The following is a 19351-nucleotide window of genomic DNA, read 5'->3' on the forward strand; positions in this document are numbered from 1 at the left end:
AAGAGCCACAGAGACTATGACTACATTGACCAGTACATCTAAAACATCTTCCATAAAAAAGCACTTTTCTGGAGCTATACATATATTATTTTGGTTGGCCTTTTTGGCCAACCTCATCCCTATTTTAATTTTATATCCGGATATTCCAGAGTGGAAATGGTACGGCATTTTTAGAATAAACGGGTTTACAGCCCTACTGTGGACTACGTTCACATTTTTTAGTGCCATTATTGGCAAGTATGCGCTATCCTACTTTAAGGATGAAGACCAAAAAAACACATTCATGGGGTTAGGTCTTGCTTTTACCATAACGGTGATGCTCTTCGTAATCTCCGACCATCTCATTCTATTTATTGTGTTTTGGCTACTTATGGGAACAATAATGTCCAGGTTAATCGGAATGCAATCCCAATGGGGTGATGCAAGGGAAGCTAAAAGGTTTAGTCGACGTAATTTTGTTATTGGGACCGGTTTTTTAAGTATAGGCCTTCTTCTACCTGCATCGTACAACAATACCATCACGATAACTGAATGGGTTGCCCAAGTTAGTACCACACCAGGTTTTATAAAAATCATCTCAGCATTGTGCATAATAACTGCTGCACTGATCCAATCCGCATTATTTCCATTCCATAAATGGTTATTATCCGCTATGACGGCCCCTACGCCTGCATCTGCATTGATGCACGCAGGATTTGTTAACGGCTCCGGAATATTGTTAACCTTGTTCGCACCATTATTATATGCTTCCAACACACTGGAGATTCTACTGGTCATAGGCGGCCTCACGGCAATCCTAGCCCAATTTACAAAGCTGATCCAGGTTAATGTTAAACAACGTTTGGCATGTTCTACCATTGCCCAAATGGGTTTTATGATCATGCAATGCGGGCTCGGGTTTTTTAATGCGGCAATAGCCCACCTTATTCTGCACGGGTTTTATAAGGCATACCTTTTTCTTGCTTCGGGAGAGGAGATTGAGAAAACAAGACCAAGTACCCGTCCGAAAATCAGAATAAAATGGTTCCAAGCTCCTGTTGTTCTGCTGTCCAGTGTACTTGGAGCATATACCTTTGTTCTGTTTACGGGGAAAGATGTAGTACAACTGGATAGTAGTATTTTCCTCATACTGATAGTTTCCATAACGGTAGGCCAGGTGACCTACAATATCGTAAAACAGAGTCCACTATCCGGAATTCAGAGAATTTTATTGCCTCCCCTACTTTTCATCTCGGGCATTGGGGCGTACTCCCTATTTTACAATGGTGCTACCACTCTAATGTCGGACTTGCCATTGGTGGCCGCCCCCACTCCCCTATCCCCCGCACAAGTTGTTTTTGGCATAGTTTTCCTCATTGGGTTTTTCTTAATGAAGTTGGGGTTCTATCGCAAGATTCCGTGGTTATATGTCAAATTGCTCAACCTTTCACAACCGAAAAACCGAACCATTTTAATGTACAAATCCAAAATCCAATGAAATCCACAAACCTTATATATCAAATAGAGGAAGCTTCCAAGGTTATTGGTAATACCTGGCCCCTCTATTCTTTCGTAACATCGAATCCTTTGAACGACCTACAAGATCTACACTTTTCCGAGGCGGTGTACAAAATAAAATCACTTTTAGATGCCAAAGTGTATCCGAGTGCAACAATGTTTCGCAAAGCATGGGATAATGGAGAAATTAAAAAAAACGAATTGGTTCCACTTTTAAAAGAACATGGTTTCAATACTACACCGGCAGGTTGCCTGGAAATAATGGGTTGCGAATCAATATTGGAAATCAAAAATCAGAACCACCAGCTGGATAGAATTATGGTTAAGTGGCTATCAACTTTTTTGGATGAAGGTTTGGCCGAATGGGAAATGCCAGGTAAGGATCGTGGATTTTATATGGCATGGAGACAGTTGGTTCCTTTTGATGCCGAATCGGGCAAACCATCTTTATCCAGCATTCCATCTTTAAGCGAGCAGGCACTATCACAACTTACCGAGGGATGCACAGATGAAGAAATACAATCTATCTTTACACATCATTTAGCGGCATTACCAGGTTGGGCAGGTTACATTAAACACAGAAACCTCCAGCCGCATGCCTGGCAAGATGCCTTCCCTATACATCTTCAAGATTACTTGGCCGTGCGACTATGGACGGCAAAATTACTACAGGTAGATATCCTCCCAAAAACAACAAAGGACAAAGACAATTCCGAGGTACAACAACTTAAATATATTTGGCTGAAAGCATGGGAAAAAAGTTGGCAAAAACGATTAATGCAGAAGCTAGAAAAAGCCTCCACTTGGACAGCAAAAGAAGCAAACCGAAAAAGTGTCCCTGACGCCCAATTTGTTTTCTGTATCGATACTCGCTCGGAAATGATCCGAAGACATGTAGAGTCCACAGGAAACTACGAAACCTATGGATACGCAGGGTTCTTTGGCATTGCCATGGATTATGAGAATCCGAAAGACGGTCTATCCCATAAATCATGCCCACCGATTTTAGATTCCAGCTATGCCGTGTCCGAATCGGCACAAAAAAATAAGAATGAGCAGAAAAGAACCCTGGATCTACAAATTGAAAAGCAAAGGTTTTGGAACTATTTTCTAAAAAGAATGAAAAACATGTTGCCCTCGAGCTTTGGCTTTGTCGAAGGCTCCGGGTTTTTCTATGGACTGCAGATGTTTTTAAAAACTATGGTGCCCGGAGCAATGTACAACATGTCCAAAACCAACGAGACATCCTACGAATCCGCTTGTGAGCCACATTTGGAAAACAAAGATTGTAATTCATCATCAGAGTTGAATATCTCAGCGGAGGAAAAGGCAATGCTGGTTAAATCGGCCTTTGAACTAATGGGATGGAAACAATTTGCGCCGCTTATCCTTTTTATAGGACATGGGAGTCATTCAGCAAATAACCCATATGGTTCCAGTCTGGATTGTGGTGCATGTGCCGCTAGTCCGGGAAGGCATAATGCCCGTTTGCTTGCCAAACTGGCCAATGAACCCGAAGTTCGGCAAGTCTTGAAAGACAAGTTTCTGATTAAAATACCTGAAAGAACCTACTTTGTAGGGGGCGAACACAATACCACTACGGATCAAATCGTACTTTTTGATTCCACAATACCGAATTCTCATAAACAACAAATAAGTATACTACGGAAAGACTTGCGCAAGATTCAAGAAACAGCAACCCAAGAAAGACTGGGCATTAACACCGGAAGTATTTATCGCGCCCAGATCAATGCGAGCAACTGGGGCGAAACCAGACCAGAATGGGGATTGGCAAAAAATGCAAGCTTTATAATAGCACCAAGGACCACTACGCAAAACTTGTCCTTGGATGGGCGTTCTTTTTTGCATTCCTATGATTGGAAAACGGACAAAGAAGGTAAAATACTGGAAACCATAATGCAAGGTCCTATGGTAGTTACCCAATGGATCAATAACCACTACTACTTTTCTACAGTGGACAACAACACATTTGGTGGCGGAACCAAGGTAACGCACAACATTACAGGTAAATTTGGAGTGGTCCAGGGGAATGGGGGCGATCTTAAAACAGGTCTTCCGTGGGAATCGCTATACACTTCCAAGGAAACCCCATTCCACGCTCCCCTTCGACTATCCGTTGTAATACAGGCACCTTTGGATACGGTAAGAGCGATTATTAACCAAAACAACAACCTAAAATCATTGATCGATAACGAGTGGATCTATATCATTGTTATGGACCCTTTAAAAAATGGAGCCTTCTACAGTTATCAAAAAAACTTGGGGTGGTCCTCAAACTCAAAAAAGAAAGTTATACCATCTAAAAGCAAAACCGAGCTTGAAAAAAACATGCCCGAAAAAGTTCTGGCATAACCGATTGTTCTTAATAAGTAGGAGCAAGTTTGATTTGAACGTGAAACCTGTAAATGAAAGTTTACAGGTTTTTTCTTGCCCTATCTTAGCTGGAAAAACCAGGTTAAATAAATTTAATGGGGAATCTTTCGAACTACAGCTCCCTAATTTTAATATTCCTGAACCAAGTCTCAAAATACCAATATTGCAGAGAAATCTTGCCTTCGGTAGTTTTTCCGAATTCCGGATATTTGGATAAATGGGTGCCTTTTATCTTTTCTCTCCACTCGTCCGAACCCAAGTCTTCCTCTGCTGTAAGAATACCGTTCAAATAAAACTCAATTTTGCCATCGACTTGTTTTATTCTTGTCCTGTTCCAGTCTCCTTGTTTTACTTCTACATTATTTTGTTGTGGTAAAAATGCATACAGACATCCGGGGCGTTTAACTGGAACATCGTAATCCATGTGATCGGCACCCAAAATTTGATATTCTGGACCACTCTGCCATGCCGTGGGGACATCTGGCAGTTCCTGTACGTTTATAAAAATACCGCTGTTTCCATTTCCGACGACCTTCCATTCCAACAAAAGCTCATAGTTCGAATATGATGTATCGGTAACCAGATCGCCTGCGGATAAAGATTCGTTCTTTGTGTTGCTATGCAATGTCCCATCTTCTACTTCCCAAACCGAATCAGCCGTTGGATCATTGTACAAATGCCATCCATCCAAGGTCTCTCCATCGAACAGCAATTCCCACCCTTGCTCCTTTTCGACTTCCAGTAATTGATTGTGCACCGCATTTTCCATTGCTTCCTTTTTAGTGCGCCATATGTTGGTTTCTTTCTCTTTTTTCTCTGTCTTACAGGATAGAATCACCACTACCAGAATACTTCCAAATATTTTCTTGTTCATAAAGGTTCAAAGAATTTTCAAATGTGCTGTGCTTAAAGATAGAAAAAGTAATCTACTCACTTTTGCCGACCTTCACTATAATGGGTAAAGCAAAGGTGACCTAGGTCACTTAGAAAAAAATGGGGTTTTTATAACTTGCGATATCAATTCTAAAAACAATGAAAGGAAATTTTGCAACATTGATCAACAGTGAGCAGTTAACACTGATCGATTTTTCTGCCGAATGGTGCGGTCCCTGTAAAATGTTGGCTCCTATTTTAAAACAGGTAAAAGATGAAATGGGCGATGATCTAAAAATTGTAAAGATCGATGTGGACAAAAATCAAAGTCTGGCCAATACGTATCAGGTAAGAGGGGTTCCAACCCTGATTTTCTTTAAAAACGGTAAACAACTCTGGAGGAAATCCGGAGTACTCCAAAAAGCAGAACTGGTTCAGCTTGCCAAGTCCTTCTTATAAATAAACCGTATCCATTATTCAAATAAATGAATCACCAAAAATGGCACTGTGGTATTAAAGGTTACTTTTTTAATCACAGGCTCACGGGTCAGTCGCTCAAAAAAAGTATGGTCCTGATTGATCATTACTACCATGTCCAGAGCCCTATCCATGTCAACGACCTTTTGTATGGTTCGGTTTACGGAGTCCTCTTTTTCAACCTCAAAAAATTCATATTCAACATTTGTCAACCGTTTTTCCAGTGCCAATTTGGAGGCTTTTTGTTCTGGCGTTAGGTTATCCATACGTCCTACGTGGGCAATCCATAATTTGGCATTGAAATGCTCTGCCAAGCTCAAAACTGGTTTCAGTTCATAGCTTTCGAACAAGTGCTCGTACCCGGTGGCCAAGAGAATGGCATCCATTTTACCATCAGGTCGATAATCGTCCGGAACCGCAATTATGGGACAAAAATCGATATCCTTGATTACTTTGTAGGTGTTACTTCCCATAAATACTTCCTTTAATCCTGAAGACCCCTTGGTTCCCATCACCACATAATCTATTTCTTCCTTGTAAACTATTTTTCCCACGGCATTTACCAAGGCACCAGCAACTGACCGTAGAATAAACCGATGTTCTGGATCGGTATCGATTTCCTGAATTTTTTTTAACTCTTGGTTGAGCTCACGTTCGGATTGTTCTTTCATCAAGTTATAAAGTCGGGTATCGTTGGCCCCTGCCATTTTAGTGGACAGTCCTGATGCACCTACTTGGTAGGAGTTAAGGAGAAAGAAATCGCAAGGAACGCCCTTAAAGGTTTTTAAAGCATAAGCTATGGCGTTCCAAGAGTTTTTGGAAAAATCCGTTGGCAGTACAATCCGCTTCTTTTTCATCTTGTTCATCTTTTTAAATTCTGCATTACCATAAACGGTATCTTGATCTTTAAGCCGAGTAGGTCCACCGTTGACCTATACAGCATGTCTTCAAAAAAAGAATGTCTTGAATTCATCATAACCAACATGCCCGCCTCTTTTTCCGCTATTTTTTCGAGTATAACTTCTGCCTTGTTTTTAATGGGGGCTGTTTCAAAATACAGATAGGGCTTAGTAAGGGTCTCTTCCACGAACAGCTTGTTGTCCGCTTGTCGGGGACTGAGCTCATCAAAATCGGTGATGTACAAACAATGCACTTTGGATTTAAACTTGCCGGCCAGGTCTCCCAATAATTTAAGTTCCCTACGTTTATAAGGCAGTAAATAATCGGTCGGGAAAAGAATCGCTTTTGGTTGTTTGTATTCAAAACCCTCTGGCACGGCCAAAACAGGACATTTTACATACTTGAATATTTCTATGGTATAACTACCGAACGTTGTTTTATGATCACTGGTTTCCCCTTTGGTTCCCATGATCACCAAATCGATATTCATTTCATCCACAAAATCATTGACACCATCGACCAGGTTATCAAAACAGGCTACGGTTTCAAAATTATGTAGTGGGTTGGGCGGTTCCCCTATAACAGAATCGATCAATTCATCCAATTTTCGCTCAACCACCTGCTTTTTCTCTTCTTTAATTTTATCAATTCCGTCTTTGTTTGCCGTATTGTACTCTCCATATACCTCTTCGGCAAAGGCATGCAGCACAAAAAAACAACTGCGCTCACATTTGTACAGCTCTTGGGCATACTGTAGTACATGCAGTGCATTTTTGGAAAAATCGGTAGGGATCAGTATGGTTTTCATGGGTTCCTCGCTTTTCCCAAAGATAGCCCCCAATAAAGTGCAATAAAATGATATTGGTCAATCCCGAAGCCTATGCAACAACCCGCAGCGTTTTATCCTAAAGTCATTTACCTATAAAAAGTGCAAATTGAAAAATACAACCCGAAAACCAATTTCCACATTAATTGAATGCCGTAGAAAACTTCCAACTGGTTTTGTGGTTTTTATTTAATGGCAAATCCAATAACAGGCTTCTTAACATTTCGATGGGCATTCTGCCTTCGTGCATCACCCGGTCGTGGAATTCCTTCTCTGACCAACCTTCTGCCAAAAGTTCATTTCGAAGGGCATAAAATTGCAGGCCTCCCATCATATAGGCCAATTGATACAAGGGTGGATAACTGGTGGTAAAGGAACGTCGGACTTCGCCTTCGGCATTGGCGTATTCGTGACCAACCTCATCCACCAACATATCGATACATTCCTGTGGTGTCATTTCTCCCATATGGAACTTGAGCGAAAATATGATCCGTGCACAGCGGTGAATCCTCCAGAGCAACATCCCCATTTTTTGTTCAGGTGTCTGAGGAAACCCTTTGTTCCAAAGAATTATTTCCCAATACAAGGCCCATCCTTCGGTCCAAAATGGAGTGTAAAATGCATTTCGATATGGTTTATGGCGACTGGTCATAAAATACTGGAGGTTATGCCCTGGTAACAACTCGTGATGGACAACGGCTCTCGAGAAATTTGGATTATTGCCACGCATGCTCATCATTTTGTAATCATGGTCCATTTCCTGCGTTGGGTATGATATGATGATATCCCTTCCCCCCAAAAAGAAAGGGCTTACCTTTTGCCTTTCCGGGCTCATCATTTCCATTCCCCATGTTTCTTTGGCCAGTTCGGGCAATGTAATTAAATCGCGCTCCTCAATAAAATCGACCGATTCCTTATAAAGTTCCATAATGGCCTCTGGCTGCTCTCCTTCTGGAACATAGGTGTTTTTTACATGCTCTAGCGCCGCCTTCCAATCATCTCCATAACCCAACTCTCGAGAGGCTTTGATCATTTCTTGCTTGCACCATTCATATTGGGTTTGGGCCACTTTAATGAGTTCCTCCGGCGTGTAAGGAATAAACTCCATCTCCAAGCTTTCTTGCAATGCTTCCTTACCAATAGGTTTACCAACAATTCCACTACCATCGTCCTTAACACTGTTCTGAGAATAATTTTCTTTTAGGAATTCCGCATAGACCGTCAATTTATCATACAATAAGTTATAAGGCCTATCCACCCACCATGTAAAATCCGGGTCGTAACTGTAATAGAAATCAAAAGCATTTTTTAATCCTTTTTGAAAGGAAATTACAACGGATGATGCTTTATCCGCAGTTTGCCAATCTTTAAAAGGTTTACTGTTTGATGGCCGCATTGCATTGTCCAAAACTTTGGTCGCATCTTGCATGATTTTTGCCAAATTCTTGGCATCCGGCCTTTTTCCTCTTCGTCTCTCTTGAATAAAAGAAAGCAATGGGGCAGTAAAATCTACCACATGTGCCACTTCTAAATATTTTTTGTATTCCTGGTCAAGAAAATAGTCCGCTTTGGTCACGGAGTTTTTTAAAAGGATATAATCCACTTTTTCCTGTTGGTTCAAAGTGGAGAAATCCATTTTCTCCAATCGATTATGCCAATTATCATAAAGTATGTTGAAGCGCTCATAATACTCTTCGGATTCTTTCATGATGTAGATATGGTTCAATGCCCTGGTATCTGCCCTAAACTCATCGATCCTATCCGCCAGATCGCTATTCTGTGCCATAGTTTGAAGCGAAAATAGAAGTGCGACCATCCACATGGTTCTATTTCCCAAAAAATGCATTGATTTGTTTTCCATATCTCTTGATTTTTATATCACTTGAAACCCGTGTGCGTAGGGATCATCATCATCGATAACAATTGTATTGTACCCTGTAACCTGCGCCCAACCTTGAATACTGGGTATAATGGCTTTTTTATCCGCCAAGACCGATTCCTTTTCTACAATTCCGACAAACTTACTACCAATAAAACTTTCGTGGATATAAGGTTCACCAATCTTCAACTTGCCCTTGGCATATAATTGTGCCATACGGGCCGAAGTGCCTGTGCCGCAAGGGGATCGATCGATTGCTTTATCCCCGTAAAAAACGGCATTTCTTCCAGAAGATGTTGGGTCTATAGGGTCACCGGTCCAAAGCATATGGCTCACATCCCTAATGGTACTATCTTCCGGATGTATAAATATATTCGGATATTTCTCATTGATACGCTTTCTTACTACTTGGGAATAATGTATAATTTGACCTGCGGTAAAATTATGTACTCCTTCAAAGTTTTTCTGTGGATCTACTATTGCATAATAATTTCCGCCGTAGGCCACATCAAAAATCAACTCGCCAAGCTCAGGACATTCTACGGTCAGGTTTTCTTCCGCTAGGTACGATTTTACATTGACCAAACGAACCCAATCCACTTTTTTTCCGGTTTGCCTGTATTCGATTTCCACCAAACCAGCCGGTGCTTCCATTCGGATTTTTCCCGGAACTTTAGGTTCAATGAGCCCTTCTTCCAAGGCTACGGTAATGGTGCCTATGGTTCCGTGCCCGCACATGGGCAAACAACCGGAGGTTTCAATAAACAGTATGGCAAAATCGTTTGCCGGATCGTGCGGTTCGAGCAAGATACTGCCACTCATCATATCATGGCCACGGGGTTCGAACATCAACCCCCTTCGAATCCAATCGAAATCCTTTAAAAAATGTTGTCGCTTCTCGCTCATGTTCTTACCCTGTAAATTTGGGGCTCCACCGGCAACTACCCTTACCGGGTTTCCGCAAGTATGGGCATCTACACAAAAAAATGTTTTTCTCGCCACTAGCTATTTTTTTAAATGGTCCGGCAACAATTCCATGGGAAACGATTGATAGCTAATCGGTCTTACCCATCGTTTTATGGAATGGGTTCCAACCGCGGTAAATCTGGAGTCGGTAGATGCGGGATATGGCCCTCCATGTTGCATGGACGGACATACTTCCACTCCTGTTGGAACTCCGTTGTAAATTATTCTTCCAACTCTGTTTTGAAGGGAATCCACTATCTCCACAAGGTTTAAATCGTCATCTTTTTCTGCGATCAAAGTGCCTGTGAGCTGGCCTTCCAATCCATCGATAATCTGGATAAGCTCTGCTTCGTTTTTACACTGGACCACCATACTGAATGGCCCAAAAACTTCTTGGTGCATTTTAGGGTTCTTTAAAAAGGCTTCGCCAGAAACGGAAGCAATTACAGATGCGGCATCGTTGGGATTTAGCTCCCCTTCATATTTGGCAACTACTTCGACTCCATCCTGCGACAGCACATCTTCTCCTTTTTTCAGGTATCCTTTTTTAATATTCGGATGCAACATACTTTGTGGTGCAATAGCAATGGTCTCCTTTGCCAAGTTTTGAACAAATTGCTCGGTATCGGCAGTTTTAATAGTCAGCAAAAGTCCTGGATTTGTGCAAAATTGCCCAGTTCCCAAGGTGATGGAACCTGCATAGGTCTTGGCCAGTTCGTTTCCCCGTTTGGAAACGGCTCTTGCCGTAATGATCACCGGATTGATGCTTCCCATTTCTGCGAAAACCGGTATGGGTTCTTCACGTTTTGTTCCCAAATCGAAAAGTGCCCTACCTCCACCAATACTTCCGGTAAACCCAACGGCCTTTATTTTAGGGTTCGTAACCAAATCCACTCCAGCTTGCACACCTCCATTTATACTGGAAAAAACACCTTGTGGCATTCCTGTTTTTTCGGCGGCCTTTACAATGGCCAGAGCCACTAGTTCGTTGGTACCAGCGTGCATGGGATGCGCCTTTACCACAACTGGACATCCTGCTGCAAGGGCACTTGCTGTATCCCCGCCTGCCGTTGAGTATGCCAAGGGAAAATTACTGGCCCCAAAAACGGCAACTGGCCCCAATGGTATCATGGTTTTTCGAAGATCATCCTTTGGCATAGGTTTCCTGTCCGGCTGTGCAGCATCGAAAGTATTCTCGCGCCAGTCATCGTTTGCAATCAATTCGGCAAAAGAGCGTAATTGAAAAACGGTCCTCCCCCTTTCACCAATGGCACGTCCTTCCGGCAAACCTGACTCCAATATATAGGTATCCACCAAAACCTTGTCCAATGCCAAAATCTCATCTGCAATCGCATTAAGAAACTCTGCTCGCATCTTTCCGGGCATCTTTCTGTATATTTTAAAAGCCGACCATGCCTTCTCCACGGCCGCTTCTATTTCATCCGAAGTCGCCTCGATGTGCACTGTAGGGTTTTGAATATTTTTTTTGGGATCTACGGTTCTAAATTCTACATTGCCATCTGCTTTAAATTTCCCTGCTATACAGTTTTTACCTGTAATCATATTATGCTATTTATATTTTTATAATCCGGTAGTTCCGGTCTGTTTCTCATTGCCGTTTCAATCACATTTAGCACTCTTGCCCTTTCCGCTCCCTCTAAAGGCAAGCGAGGAGCCCGAACATGTTCCGTACCAATGCCTGTGGCCACCTCGGCCAGCTTTATGTTTTGAACCAATTGAGGGCTAATATCCAACTCCAATAGCGGCATAAACCATCTATAAATTTTAAGCGCTTCTTGAATTCTGTTGGCCTTCACCAACTCGTAAATGGCCACGGTTTCTGCTGGAAAAGCACAAACCAATCCAGCAACCCACCCTACTGCTCCAATAACCAAGCTTTCCATTCCAAGGGTATCCACTCCCGTGAACACCTTTATTCTATCCGCAAATCTATTTTGTATTCGAATAACATTGGTAATATCCCGGGTCGATTCTTTTATGGCTTTTATATTCTCACATTCGATCAACTCCTCCAACATATCCAAAGTTACCTCTATTTTATAATCCACTGGGTTATTGTACAACATAATAGGTAGGGAAGTACTGTTGGCCACCGCTTTAAAGTAAGTCACGGTTTCCCTATCGGTGGATTTGTAACGCATCGGTGGCAAAAGCATCAATCCATCTGCACCTGATTTTTCGGCCCTTTGAGCTGCTGCAATAGCCCCTTTTGTGCTTTGCTCTGCCACATTCATGATCACAGGAATTTTTCCTTCCGTTAGTTCTACACATTTCCTGATCAGGATTTCCTTTTCCTCTTGCTCCAATGTACTTGCCTCACCTAAAGTGCCCCCTAAAATAATCCCGTGTACACCAGCTTCGATTTGTGCTTGAATATTTTTTTGGAACATTACAAGATCCAAAGCATCCTCTTTTGTAAACTTTGTTGTTACCGCAGGCATTACGCCTTCCCATTTTACCATAGTTTCTAAAATTATATGATTTAAAATTACAAAGAGACCGGAAAGGTAGTTTATAGTATTATTAGCATATTTTGATACTATATTACCCTATTTTTGACATCAAACTTGTAATTAAATCAATTTAAGCTCACCCATGAAGGTCTTACCCTTTAAAATCCCAAAACCAAAAAATGAAGCTCTCGTTTATCAAATAGATAGGGAACATGTTTTTTATGACCAATTGCACCAACATGGAGAAATCCAGATCAGTTATGTGGAAAAAGGTTCAGGTACATTGATCGTAGGCGACCGTATAAACGATTACAAAGCTGGGGACATTCTTGTAATCGGCAGTTACATTCCACATGTGTTCCGAAGTGATGCCCGGCACAAAGAGGAGTCCTTAATGCACACCCTTTTTTTTAATCAAGATGCCTTTGGCAAAGACTTTTTTCAACTGGCAGATCTATCGTCCACCCAAAATTTCTTTAAAAAAGCGGAGTTTGGTATGATGGTCTTGACTCAAAAAACTAAAATAATCCACCTGTTCGATTCACTGTCCAAACAAAGCAAAGTGGAACAGATCTCCTCACTATTATTGATTATACATTATATCAACAAGTCCAAAACCGTTCCGCTTTCTTCTTTTATCTACAGAAAAAGTTTTTCGGACGACGAGGGAAAACGAATGGGCAAAGTTTATGACTATGCCATGGAGAAATATGGTGAGAACATCACCTTGGAGGAAATTGCTGAAAGGGCCAACATGACGAAGAATGCTTTTTGCAGATATTTTAAAAAACGAACCAACAAGACATTTTTTCAATTTTTGATCGAGATACGAATCGAGAATGCCTGTAAACTGATGCTTAAACAACCTGAGCTGTCGATCGGGACCATAGCCGAACAATGCGGGTTTAACAATATTGCCAATTTCAACCGAAAGTTTAAAACATACAAACATTGTACACCAACACAGTACCGTGCGCAATTTTAATACAGTGAACCTAGTTTTTGGAAGCTGCTGAGTTTATCCATAATTTCATTCTTTTATTAGAGTCAGTAATTTGTACACCATAATCGACATAGAGACAACGGGAAACGGAGTCAAGGGCAACAAGATCACCGAAATATCCATTTTTAAATATGATGGAAATCAAATTGTGGATGAATTCACTTCTTTGGTGAACCCGCAAAGCCCCATCCCCTATTTTATTACCGGGCTCACGGGAATCGATGATCAAATGGTACAAAATGCTCCAACTTTCCTTGAGATTTCCGAAAATATAATGAGTATTACGGAGGGCTGTATTTTTGTGGCGCACTCCGTTAATTTTGATTACGGGGTGATCAAGGAAGAGTTTCGGCAGATTGGTATCGATTTTACTAGAAAAAAGCTCTGCACGGTACGTTTGTCCAGAAAGTTGATTCCAGGTCTAAATTCATACAGTTTGGGCAAATTATGCTCCGCCATCGAGATTCCATTGACGGACCGGCACCGTGCGCGAGGAGATGCACACGCTACGGTTCTTCTATTTGAACAACTCTTGGCCAAACCGGATTCGGAAACGGTGTTCAAAAAGTTTTTGAACGCCCGAAGCCAAGAAGCTACCCTTCCGCCCCATTTGCCCAAATCTGTATTTGACCGTATTCCCCAGAAACCGGGCATCTACTATTTTATGAACCAAAAAGGGGAGATTATTTATGTGGGAAAGGCCATTAACCTAAAAAAACGGGTATTGGGACATTTTTACGACAAAAGCCGAAAAGAAATTCAAATGTGCAGCGAGACGGCCAACATTGATTTTAAACTCGCGGGGAGTGAACTGGTAGCTCTTTTAATGGAATCTGCGGAGATCAAACGGCTATTCCCACCCTATAACCGTGCCCAAAAAAGAATGGGAAAGCAGTACGCCATATTCTCTTATGAGGACCGGAACGGAATAACACACCTGGCTTTCAACACTATTAAAGGGGTGCCCGACCCATTGAAAATCTTTCATAACCAAACGGATTGCAGAGCGTATCTCGAAGAGATATGCAAAAGCTTTTCGTTGTGTCCAAAATACTGTCATCTACAACAGACCACATCGGCCTGTTCCCATCATCAAATTACCACATGCCAAGGCATTTGCAAGGGAGAAGAATCCGTTGCCGATTATAACGGAAAAGTGCAGGAAGCAATACAACACATGAAAATGCTCGCTTCCGAAGTGAGGGTTATCAAAGAAAAAGGAAGAGAACCCCATGAAAACGCCATAATCCTAATAGCCGATGGTGTGTACAAGGGCTTTGGATTTATTGATACGGACATTGAAATTTCTTCTTTAGAGGATCTAACGGCTTTTATCACTCCTCAAAAACATACGGTGGAAACGGAAAGCATACTTACACAATACCTTTTAAAAGAGCCGACCACCCAAATGTTTAACGTTGCCACATAAAAATGCCCCCAAAATCGGGGGCACTTTAAAACACAAATAACTACAACAAGTTAAAGTAAAGTATTATTTAAACTGAGCAGTTTCCGTACTATCTTTCATGGCCATGGTGCTCGCTTTTCCCGAAGTAACCACGTTTTGCACCATATCAAAATAGGACGTACCCACAAAACCTTGGTGTTTTACCGCTTTAAAGCCGTCTTTTTGCAAAGCAAACTCACGTTCTTGCAATTCTGAATAACCGGCCATACCCCTTTCTTTATAGGATTTTGAAAGTTCGAACATACTGGTGTTGAGGGCATGGAAACCGGCAAGTGTAATAAATTGGAACTTGTAGCCCAAAGCGGCGAGTTCCTCTCTAAAACCTTCCATTTCCTTAACGGATAGTTTTGCAGCCCAATTAAAGGATGGCGAACAATTATAGGCCAACATTTTGTCCGGATATTTACTGTGGATGGCCTCAGCAAATTTTCGTGCTTGTTCCAAGTCGGGGTTCGAAGTTTCCAACCAAATCAAATCGGCGAATGGAGCATAGCTCAGTCCACGGTCGATACCCTGATCTAGACCATTTTTCACATAAAAGAAGCCTTCTGGAGATCTTTCGCCCGTTAAAAATTTATGATCTCTGTCATCAATATCACTGGTCAACAGATTTGCCGCATCAGCATCGGTACGAGCAATAATTATTGATGGCACACCCATTACATCGGCAGCCAATCGAGCTGCAATTAACTTATTTATGGCTTCCTGGGTCGGTACCAGAACCTTTCCGCCCAAGTGCCCACATTTTTTGGCAGAACTTAACTGGTCTTCAAAATGCACTCCGGAGGCTCCGTTTTCTATCATGGATTTCATCAATTCATAGGCATTGAGGTTACCTCCAAAACCTGCTTCTGCATCGGCCACGATAGGCACCAAATAATCTTTTTTCGCCTCGATTTCGTTTACCGTTTGAATTTGATCGGCGCGCAAAAGGGCATTATTGATCCGTTTAACCACCATGGGCACGCTATTGGCCGGATACAATGATTGATCGGGATACATTTCCCCGGCCAGATTGGCATCTGCCGCTACTTGCCATCCGCTCAAATAAATGGCGTCCAGTCCGGCCTCGACTTCCTGTATGGCCTGGTTACCGGTCAATGCGCCCAGACCGGCGACAAAATCTTGGGTATTCAATTTTTTCCATAGCTTTTCGGCACCTAAACGTGCAATGGAATGGTCTATCTCATAAGACCCCCGAAGCTTTATAACTTCTTCTGCTGTATACGGGCGTTCCACACCTTTCCATCGCGGGTTAACGGTCCAATCTGTTACCAATGCTTGAATTTTCTCCTTTTTTTCCATAATTTTATAATTCGAAATTTGACTTGAATCCCAGGTAATGTTCGCGCATTCTTGGGATTTTTTTTGATTAATACGCTTTGTTTAAGTTATATCTCACGATAGGCCTTGGTGGTCAGAAATTCTTCAAACTTATCTGCCCTCACCAGCTTATCGAACAATTTGATGGCTTCATCAAATTTGGTATTGTGCAAATTACCCTCGCCTACCAAGTGTCGGATTTTTGCGATTTCTTCTTCCAACAGTTTTGTATAGAGAGCTTCAGTTAGTTTTCTACCATCATCCAACCTAACCGTAAATTTTAGCCATTGCCACAGTTGTGTCCTGGAGATTTCGGCCGTTGCCGCATCTTCCATTAAGTTATTGATTGCCACACACCCGTTGCCACGCAACCAAGACTCCATGTACAGTATGCCAACGGAAATATTCTTACGGACCCCTTTTTCGGTAACTGTACCTTTGGGAATGGCAAGTAGGTCGGAAGCCGCTATTGAATCTTCTTCTCGAAGCACATCGTGTTGATTTGCACTGGGCATGTGCGCATCAAAGATATCTTTGGCAATTTTCACCAACCCGGGATGCGCCACCCATGTGCCATCGTGCCCGTTTTTAACCTCCCTTTCCTTATCCAATCGTACTTTTTCAAGTGCCTTTTCATTGGCAATGGGGTTGTTGTTGATAGGTATTTGTGCTGCCATACCGCCCATTGCATGAATACCTCTTTTATGGCAACGCTGTATCACCAGTTTTGAATAGGCATCCATAAAGGGCACTGTCATGGTCACCTGATCTCTGTCCGGCAAAATAAATTCGGGATGATTCTTAAATTTTTTGATGTAGGAAAAAATATAATCCCATCGGCCACAATTAAGACCTACAATATGGTTTTTCAGCTCGTAAATGATCTCGTCCAATTGAAAACTGGCCGTTATGGTCTCTATTAAAACCGTTGCCTTGAAGGTTCCTACCGGAACGTTCAGGTATTCTTCAGCAAATGTCATTACCTCGTTCCACCATCTGGCCTCCAAGTAATGTTCCAACTTGGGCAAGTAGAAATATGGAGCGGATTTCCTGTTGCGCAATATCTCCGTGTTGTGGAACACATACAAACCAAAATCGACCAAACTGCCCGAAGCCTCCTCCCCATCGATCAAGATATGTCTCTCGTTCAAATGCAGTCCACGGGGCCTCACTAAAAGAACGGCTACCTCCTCGTTCAACTTATAGTTTTTACCTTTTTTTGAATCATAATAGGTAATGGTGCGTTTATTTGCATCTATTAAGTTCTGCTGGCCTTGCATACAATTATACCAAGTCGGGGCATTGCTGTCCTCAAAATCGGCCATAAAGGTCTTGGCGCCGGAGTTCAAAGCGTTGATCACCATTTTCCGGTCCACCGGCCCGGTAATCTCAACCCTTCTGTCCTGTAAGTCTTCTGGAATTCCTTTTACCTTCCAATCTACGGTTCTTGTCTGTTCCGTTTCTTTGGGGAAATCCGGAAAAGTACCGGCATCAAATTGTGCTTGTCGCTTAGTTCGTTCGTCCAGCAACTGCAACCTTGATCTATTGAACTTTTGATGCAATGCGATCAAAAAATCAAAAGTCCGATTTGTCAACAGTTCTGGGTAGTAGTTCTTCACCTCTTTTGCAAATTGCAATTTGGTATTGGTCATAACTGCTTGTTCCATAGTACTTTTAAATTTATGAAACAAGGTTAACGCAAACGTTTGAAAAAAACAAGCGAACGTTCGCTAATTTATATTTATTCGCTTTTTTTATCATATTCGCAAAAAGAGCTATCTTTGATCGAGAAAAATGGAAGAAGAATATATTAAACTGATTTTTGGGCTAAAGCTCAAGCAGATACGGACCAAAAGAAAACTTTCGTTGTTTGGTTTGTCCAAACTATCCGGACTCTCCAAATCTTACCTCAACGAAATCGAAAAAGGGAAAAAGTATCCCAAAACGGATAAAATTGCCCTTCTGGCGGAAAAATTGGAAGTTCCCTACGATAATATGGTTTCCCTTAAGTTGGACAAAAATCTAGCTCCGGTCGGCGAATTGCTAAAGTCCAAAGTTTTGAAAGAACTTCCCTTGGAACTGTTCGGGATCAAGGAAAGTGACCTTATTGACATTGTAGCCAACGCCCCTACCAAGGTAAATGCTTTTATCAGTACCATTATTGAGATTGCCAAACACTACAACTTTGGCAAGGAAAGCTTTTACTTGGCCTCCTTGCGTTCTTTCCAAGAGGCCAGCAATAACTTTTTCCCCGAATTGGAGGAGGCGGCAGAGAATTTTACCAAAGCGTATCAGGTCAATTCTAAAAAGTCACCAACATCAACGGAACTAGAAGAAATATTGGTGGAGGAATATGGCTATTCCATTAATAATGACGAACTGACCCGATATAAGGAACTGGACAACCTACGGTCTATTTTTATCCCCAAAACAAAAACACTTTTGGTAGCGGACCATATCGATGAGGCACAACGGGCTTTTATCTATGCCAAAGAAATCGGGTACAATTATTTAAACATCGAAGAACGACTGTACACATTTACCTGGATCAAATTCAACAATTTTGATCAAGTGCTCAATAATTTTTACGCTTCTTATTTTGCTGGAGCTCTGGTCATCCCGAGGCACTTGATCAAACAAAATCTAGAGACCTTTTTAGCAAAACCAAAATTCGACAAATCGTTTCTCACCGAAATCAAGAACAGTTTTAATGCGTCACCGGAATCACTTTACCAGAGACTGACGAACATCTTGCCCAACGATTACCAGCTGGAGAACTTATTCTTTCTTCGGTTAGGGCATAAAGAAGGAAGCAATCGATTCCATATTACCAAAGAACTGCACCTTACCCACCACCATTCGCCACATGGAAACGAAACAAACGAAAAATACTGTCGCCGTTGGGTCTCTATCCGGGTGTTGCAGGAAATTGCAAAAACATCGGCCGAGCACCTTATGGATGTTCAGATCTCGCATTACCCAAACGACGGCTTATCCTATCTTATTTTTTCCAGTGCTACGGCAGATCCATTTAAAAAAGACGAATATAGGAGTGTAAGTCTTGGACTATTGATCAATACAGAACTCCAAAAGAAAGTAAAGTTTTTGGATGATCCCAAAATAAAAACCTACAATGTTGGCGTTACTTGCGAGCGTTGTTCCATAAAAGATTGTGATGTAAGACAATCACCTCCTGTGGTGTTGCAAAAAAAACAACAGAACTCGAAAACCGAATCAGTGGTGGAAGAACTGCAGCAGAAATTCAGTTAGG

The 19351-nt window shown here is 41.8% G+C and carries 15 protein-coding genes; 6 read left to right on the forward strand and 9 right to left on the reverse strand.

Annotation, left to right across the window (positions count from 1 at the left end; translation table 11 throughout):
• Positions 1-16 precede the first annotated feature (16 nt).
• Together MJO53_RS03355 and MJO53_RS03360 are read left to right on the forward strand one after the other, a co-directional pair.
• Positions 17-1477, forward strand: a complete 1461-nt coding sequence (locus MJO53_RS03355; protein ID WP_252080488.1) for a proton-conducting transporter membrane subunit — start codon at positions 17-19, stop codon at positions 1475-1477.
• The gene (locus MJO53_RS03360) at positions 1474-3870 is read left to right on the forward strand and encodes a DUF2309 domain-containing protein (protein WP_252080489.1); all 2397 of its coding nucleotides are present in this window, start codon (positions 1474-1476) and stop codon (positions 3868-3870) included. The genes MJO53_RS03355 and MJO53_RS03360 overlap by 4 nt, the downstream gene beginning before the upstream one ends.
• A gap of 133 nt (positions 3871-4003) precedes the next feature.
• Here MJO53_RS03360 and MJO53_RS03365 read toward each other — a convergent pair whose 3' ends face one another.
• Positions 4004-4765 (reverse strand): 3-keto-disaccharide hydrolase, encoded by a 762-nt coding sequence (locus MJO53_RS03365; RefSeq protein WP_252080490.1) that lies wholly within the window; start codon positions 4763-4765, stop codon positions 4004-4006.
• A gap of 158 nt (positions 4766-4923) precedes the next feature.
• Between MJO53_RS03365 and trxA the strand changes: the two genes are divergently transcribed.
• Positions 4924-5223: a thioredoxin gene (trxA, locus tag MJO53_RS03370; RefSeq protein ID WP_252080491.1), complete on the forward strand. Its 300-nt coding sequence runs from the start codon at positions 4924-4926 to the stop codon at positions 5221-5223.
• A gap of 14 nt (positions 5224-5237) precedes the next feature.
• On the opposite strand, the gene MJO53_RS03375 is transcribed toward trxA, so the two are convergent.
• The 6 genes from MJO53_RS03375 to MJO53_RS03400 form a co-directional block, all read right to left on the reverse strand.
• Positions 5238-6098: a universal stress protein gene (locus tag MJO53_RS03375; RefSeq protein WP_252080492.1), complete on the reverse strand. Its 861-nt coding sequence runs from the start codon at positions 6096-6098 to the stop codon at positions 5238-5240.
• Between the two features lie 5 nt (positions 6099-6103).
• Complete coding sequence (locus tag MJO53_RS03380; protein WP_252080493.1) at positions 6104-6949, reverse strand: universal stress protein; 846 nt, start codon at positions 6947-6949, stop codon at positions 6104-6106.
• A gap of 160 nt (positions 6950-7109) precedes the next feature.
• A complete protein-coding gene (locus MJO53_RS03385; RefSeq protein WP_252080494.1) occupies positions 7110-8828 on the reverse strand; it encodes a DUF885 family protein in 1719 nt (572 codons plus the stop codon).
• Between the two features lie 12 nt (positions 8829-8840).
• Positions 8841-9848: a 4-hydroxyproline epimerase gene (locus MJO53_RS03390; protein ID WP_252080495.1), complete on the reverse strand. Its 1008-nt coding sequence runs from the start codon at positions 9846-9848 to the stop codon at positions 8841-8843.
• Between the two features lie 3 nt (positions 9849-9851).
• Positions 9852-11375 carry an aldehyde dehydrogenase (NADP(+)) gene (locus MJO53_RS03395; protein WP_252080496.1) on the reverse strand — a complete coding sequence of 508 codons (1524 nt, stop codon included), beginning with the start codon at positions 11373-11375 and terminating at the stop codon, positions 9852-9854.
• Positions 11372-12295, reverse strand: a complete 924-nt coding sequence (locus MJO53_RS03400; protein ID WP_224837485.1) for a dihydrodipicolinate synthase family protein — start codon at positions 12293-12295, stop codon at positions 11372-11374. The genes MJO53_RS03395 and MJO53_RS03400 overlap by 4 nt, the downstream gene beginning before the upstream one ends.
• 133 nt (positions 12296-12428) lie before the next feature.
• Here MJO53_RS03400 and MJO53_RS03405 point away from each other — a divergent pair, with 133 nt between their 5' ends.
• Positions 12429-13271 carry an AraC family transcriptional regulator gene (locus MJO53_RS03405; protein ID WP_252080497.1) on the forward strand — a complete coding sequence of 281 codons (843 nt, stop codon included), beginning with the start codon at positions 12429-12431 and terminating at the stop codon, positions 13269-13271.
• 70 nt (positions 13272-13341) lie between these two features.
• The gene (locus tag MJO53_RS03410; protein WP_252080498.1) at positions 13342-14718 is read left to right on the forward strand and encodes an exonuclease domain-containing protein; all 1377 of its coding nucleotides are present in this window, start codon (positions 13342-13344) and stop codon (positions 14716-14718) included.
• Positions 14719-14781: 63 nt separating this feature from the next.
• On the opposite strand, the gene aceA is transcribed toward MJO53_RS03410, so the two are convergent.
• A complete protein-coding gene (aceA, locus tag MJO53_RS03415) occupies positions 14782-16062 on the reverse strand; it encodes an isocitrate lyase (protein ID WP_262902864.1) in 1281 nt (426 codons plus the stop codon).
• Between the two features lie 86 nt (positions 16063-16148).
• A complete protein-coding gene (aceB, locus tag MJO53_RS03420) occupies positions 16149-17747 on the reverse strand; it encodes a malate synthase A (protein ID WP_252080499.1) in 1599 nt (532 codons plus the stop codon).
• A gap of 127 nt (positions 17748-17874) precedes the next feature.
• On the opposite strand from aceB, the gene MJO53_RS03425 reads away from it, so the two are divergent.
• Positions 17875-19350 carry a helix-turn-helix domain-containing protein gene (locus tag MJO53_RS03425; RefSeq protein WP_252080500.1) on the forward strand — a complete coding sequence of 492 codons (1476 nt, stop codon included), beginning with the start codon at positions 17875-17877 and terminating at the stop codon, positions 19348-19350.
• The last annotated feature ends 1 nt before the right edge of the window (position 19351 follow it).

The organism is Flagellimonas marinaquae, from assembly GCF_023716465.1.
Lineage (GTDB): Bacteria > Bacteroidota > Bacteroidia > Flavobacteriales > Flavobacteriaceae > Flagellimonas > Flagellimonas alginolytica.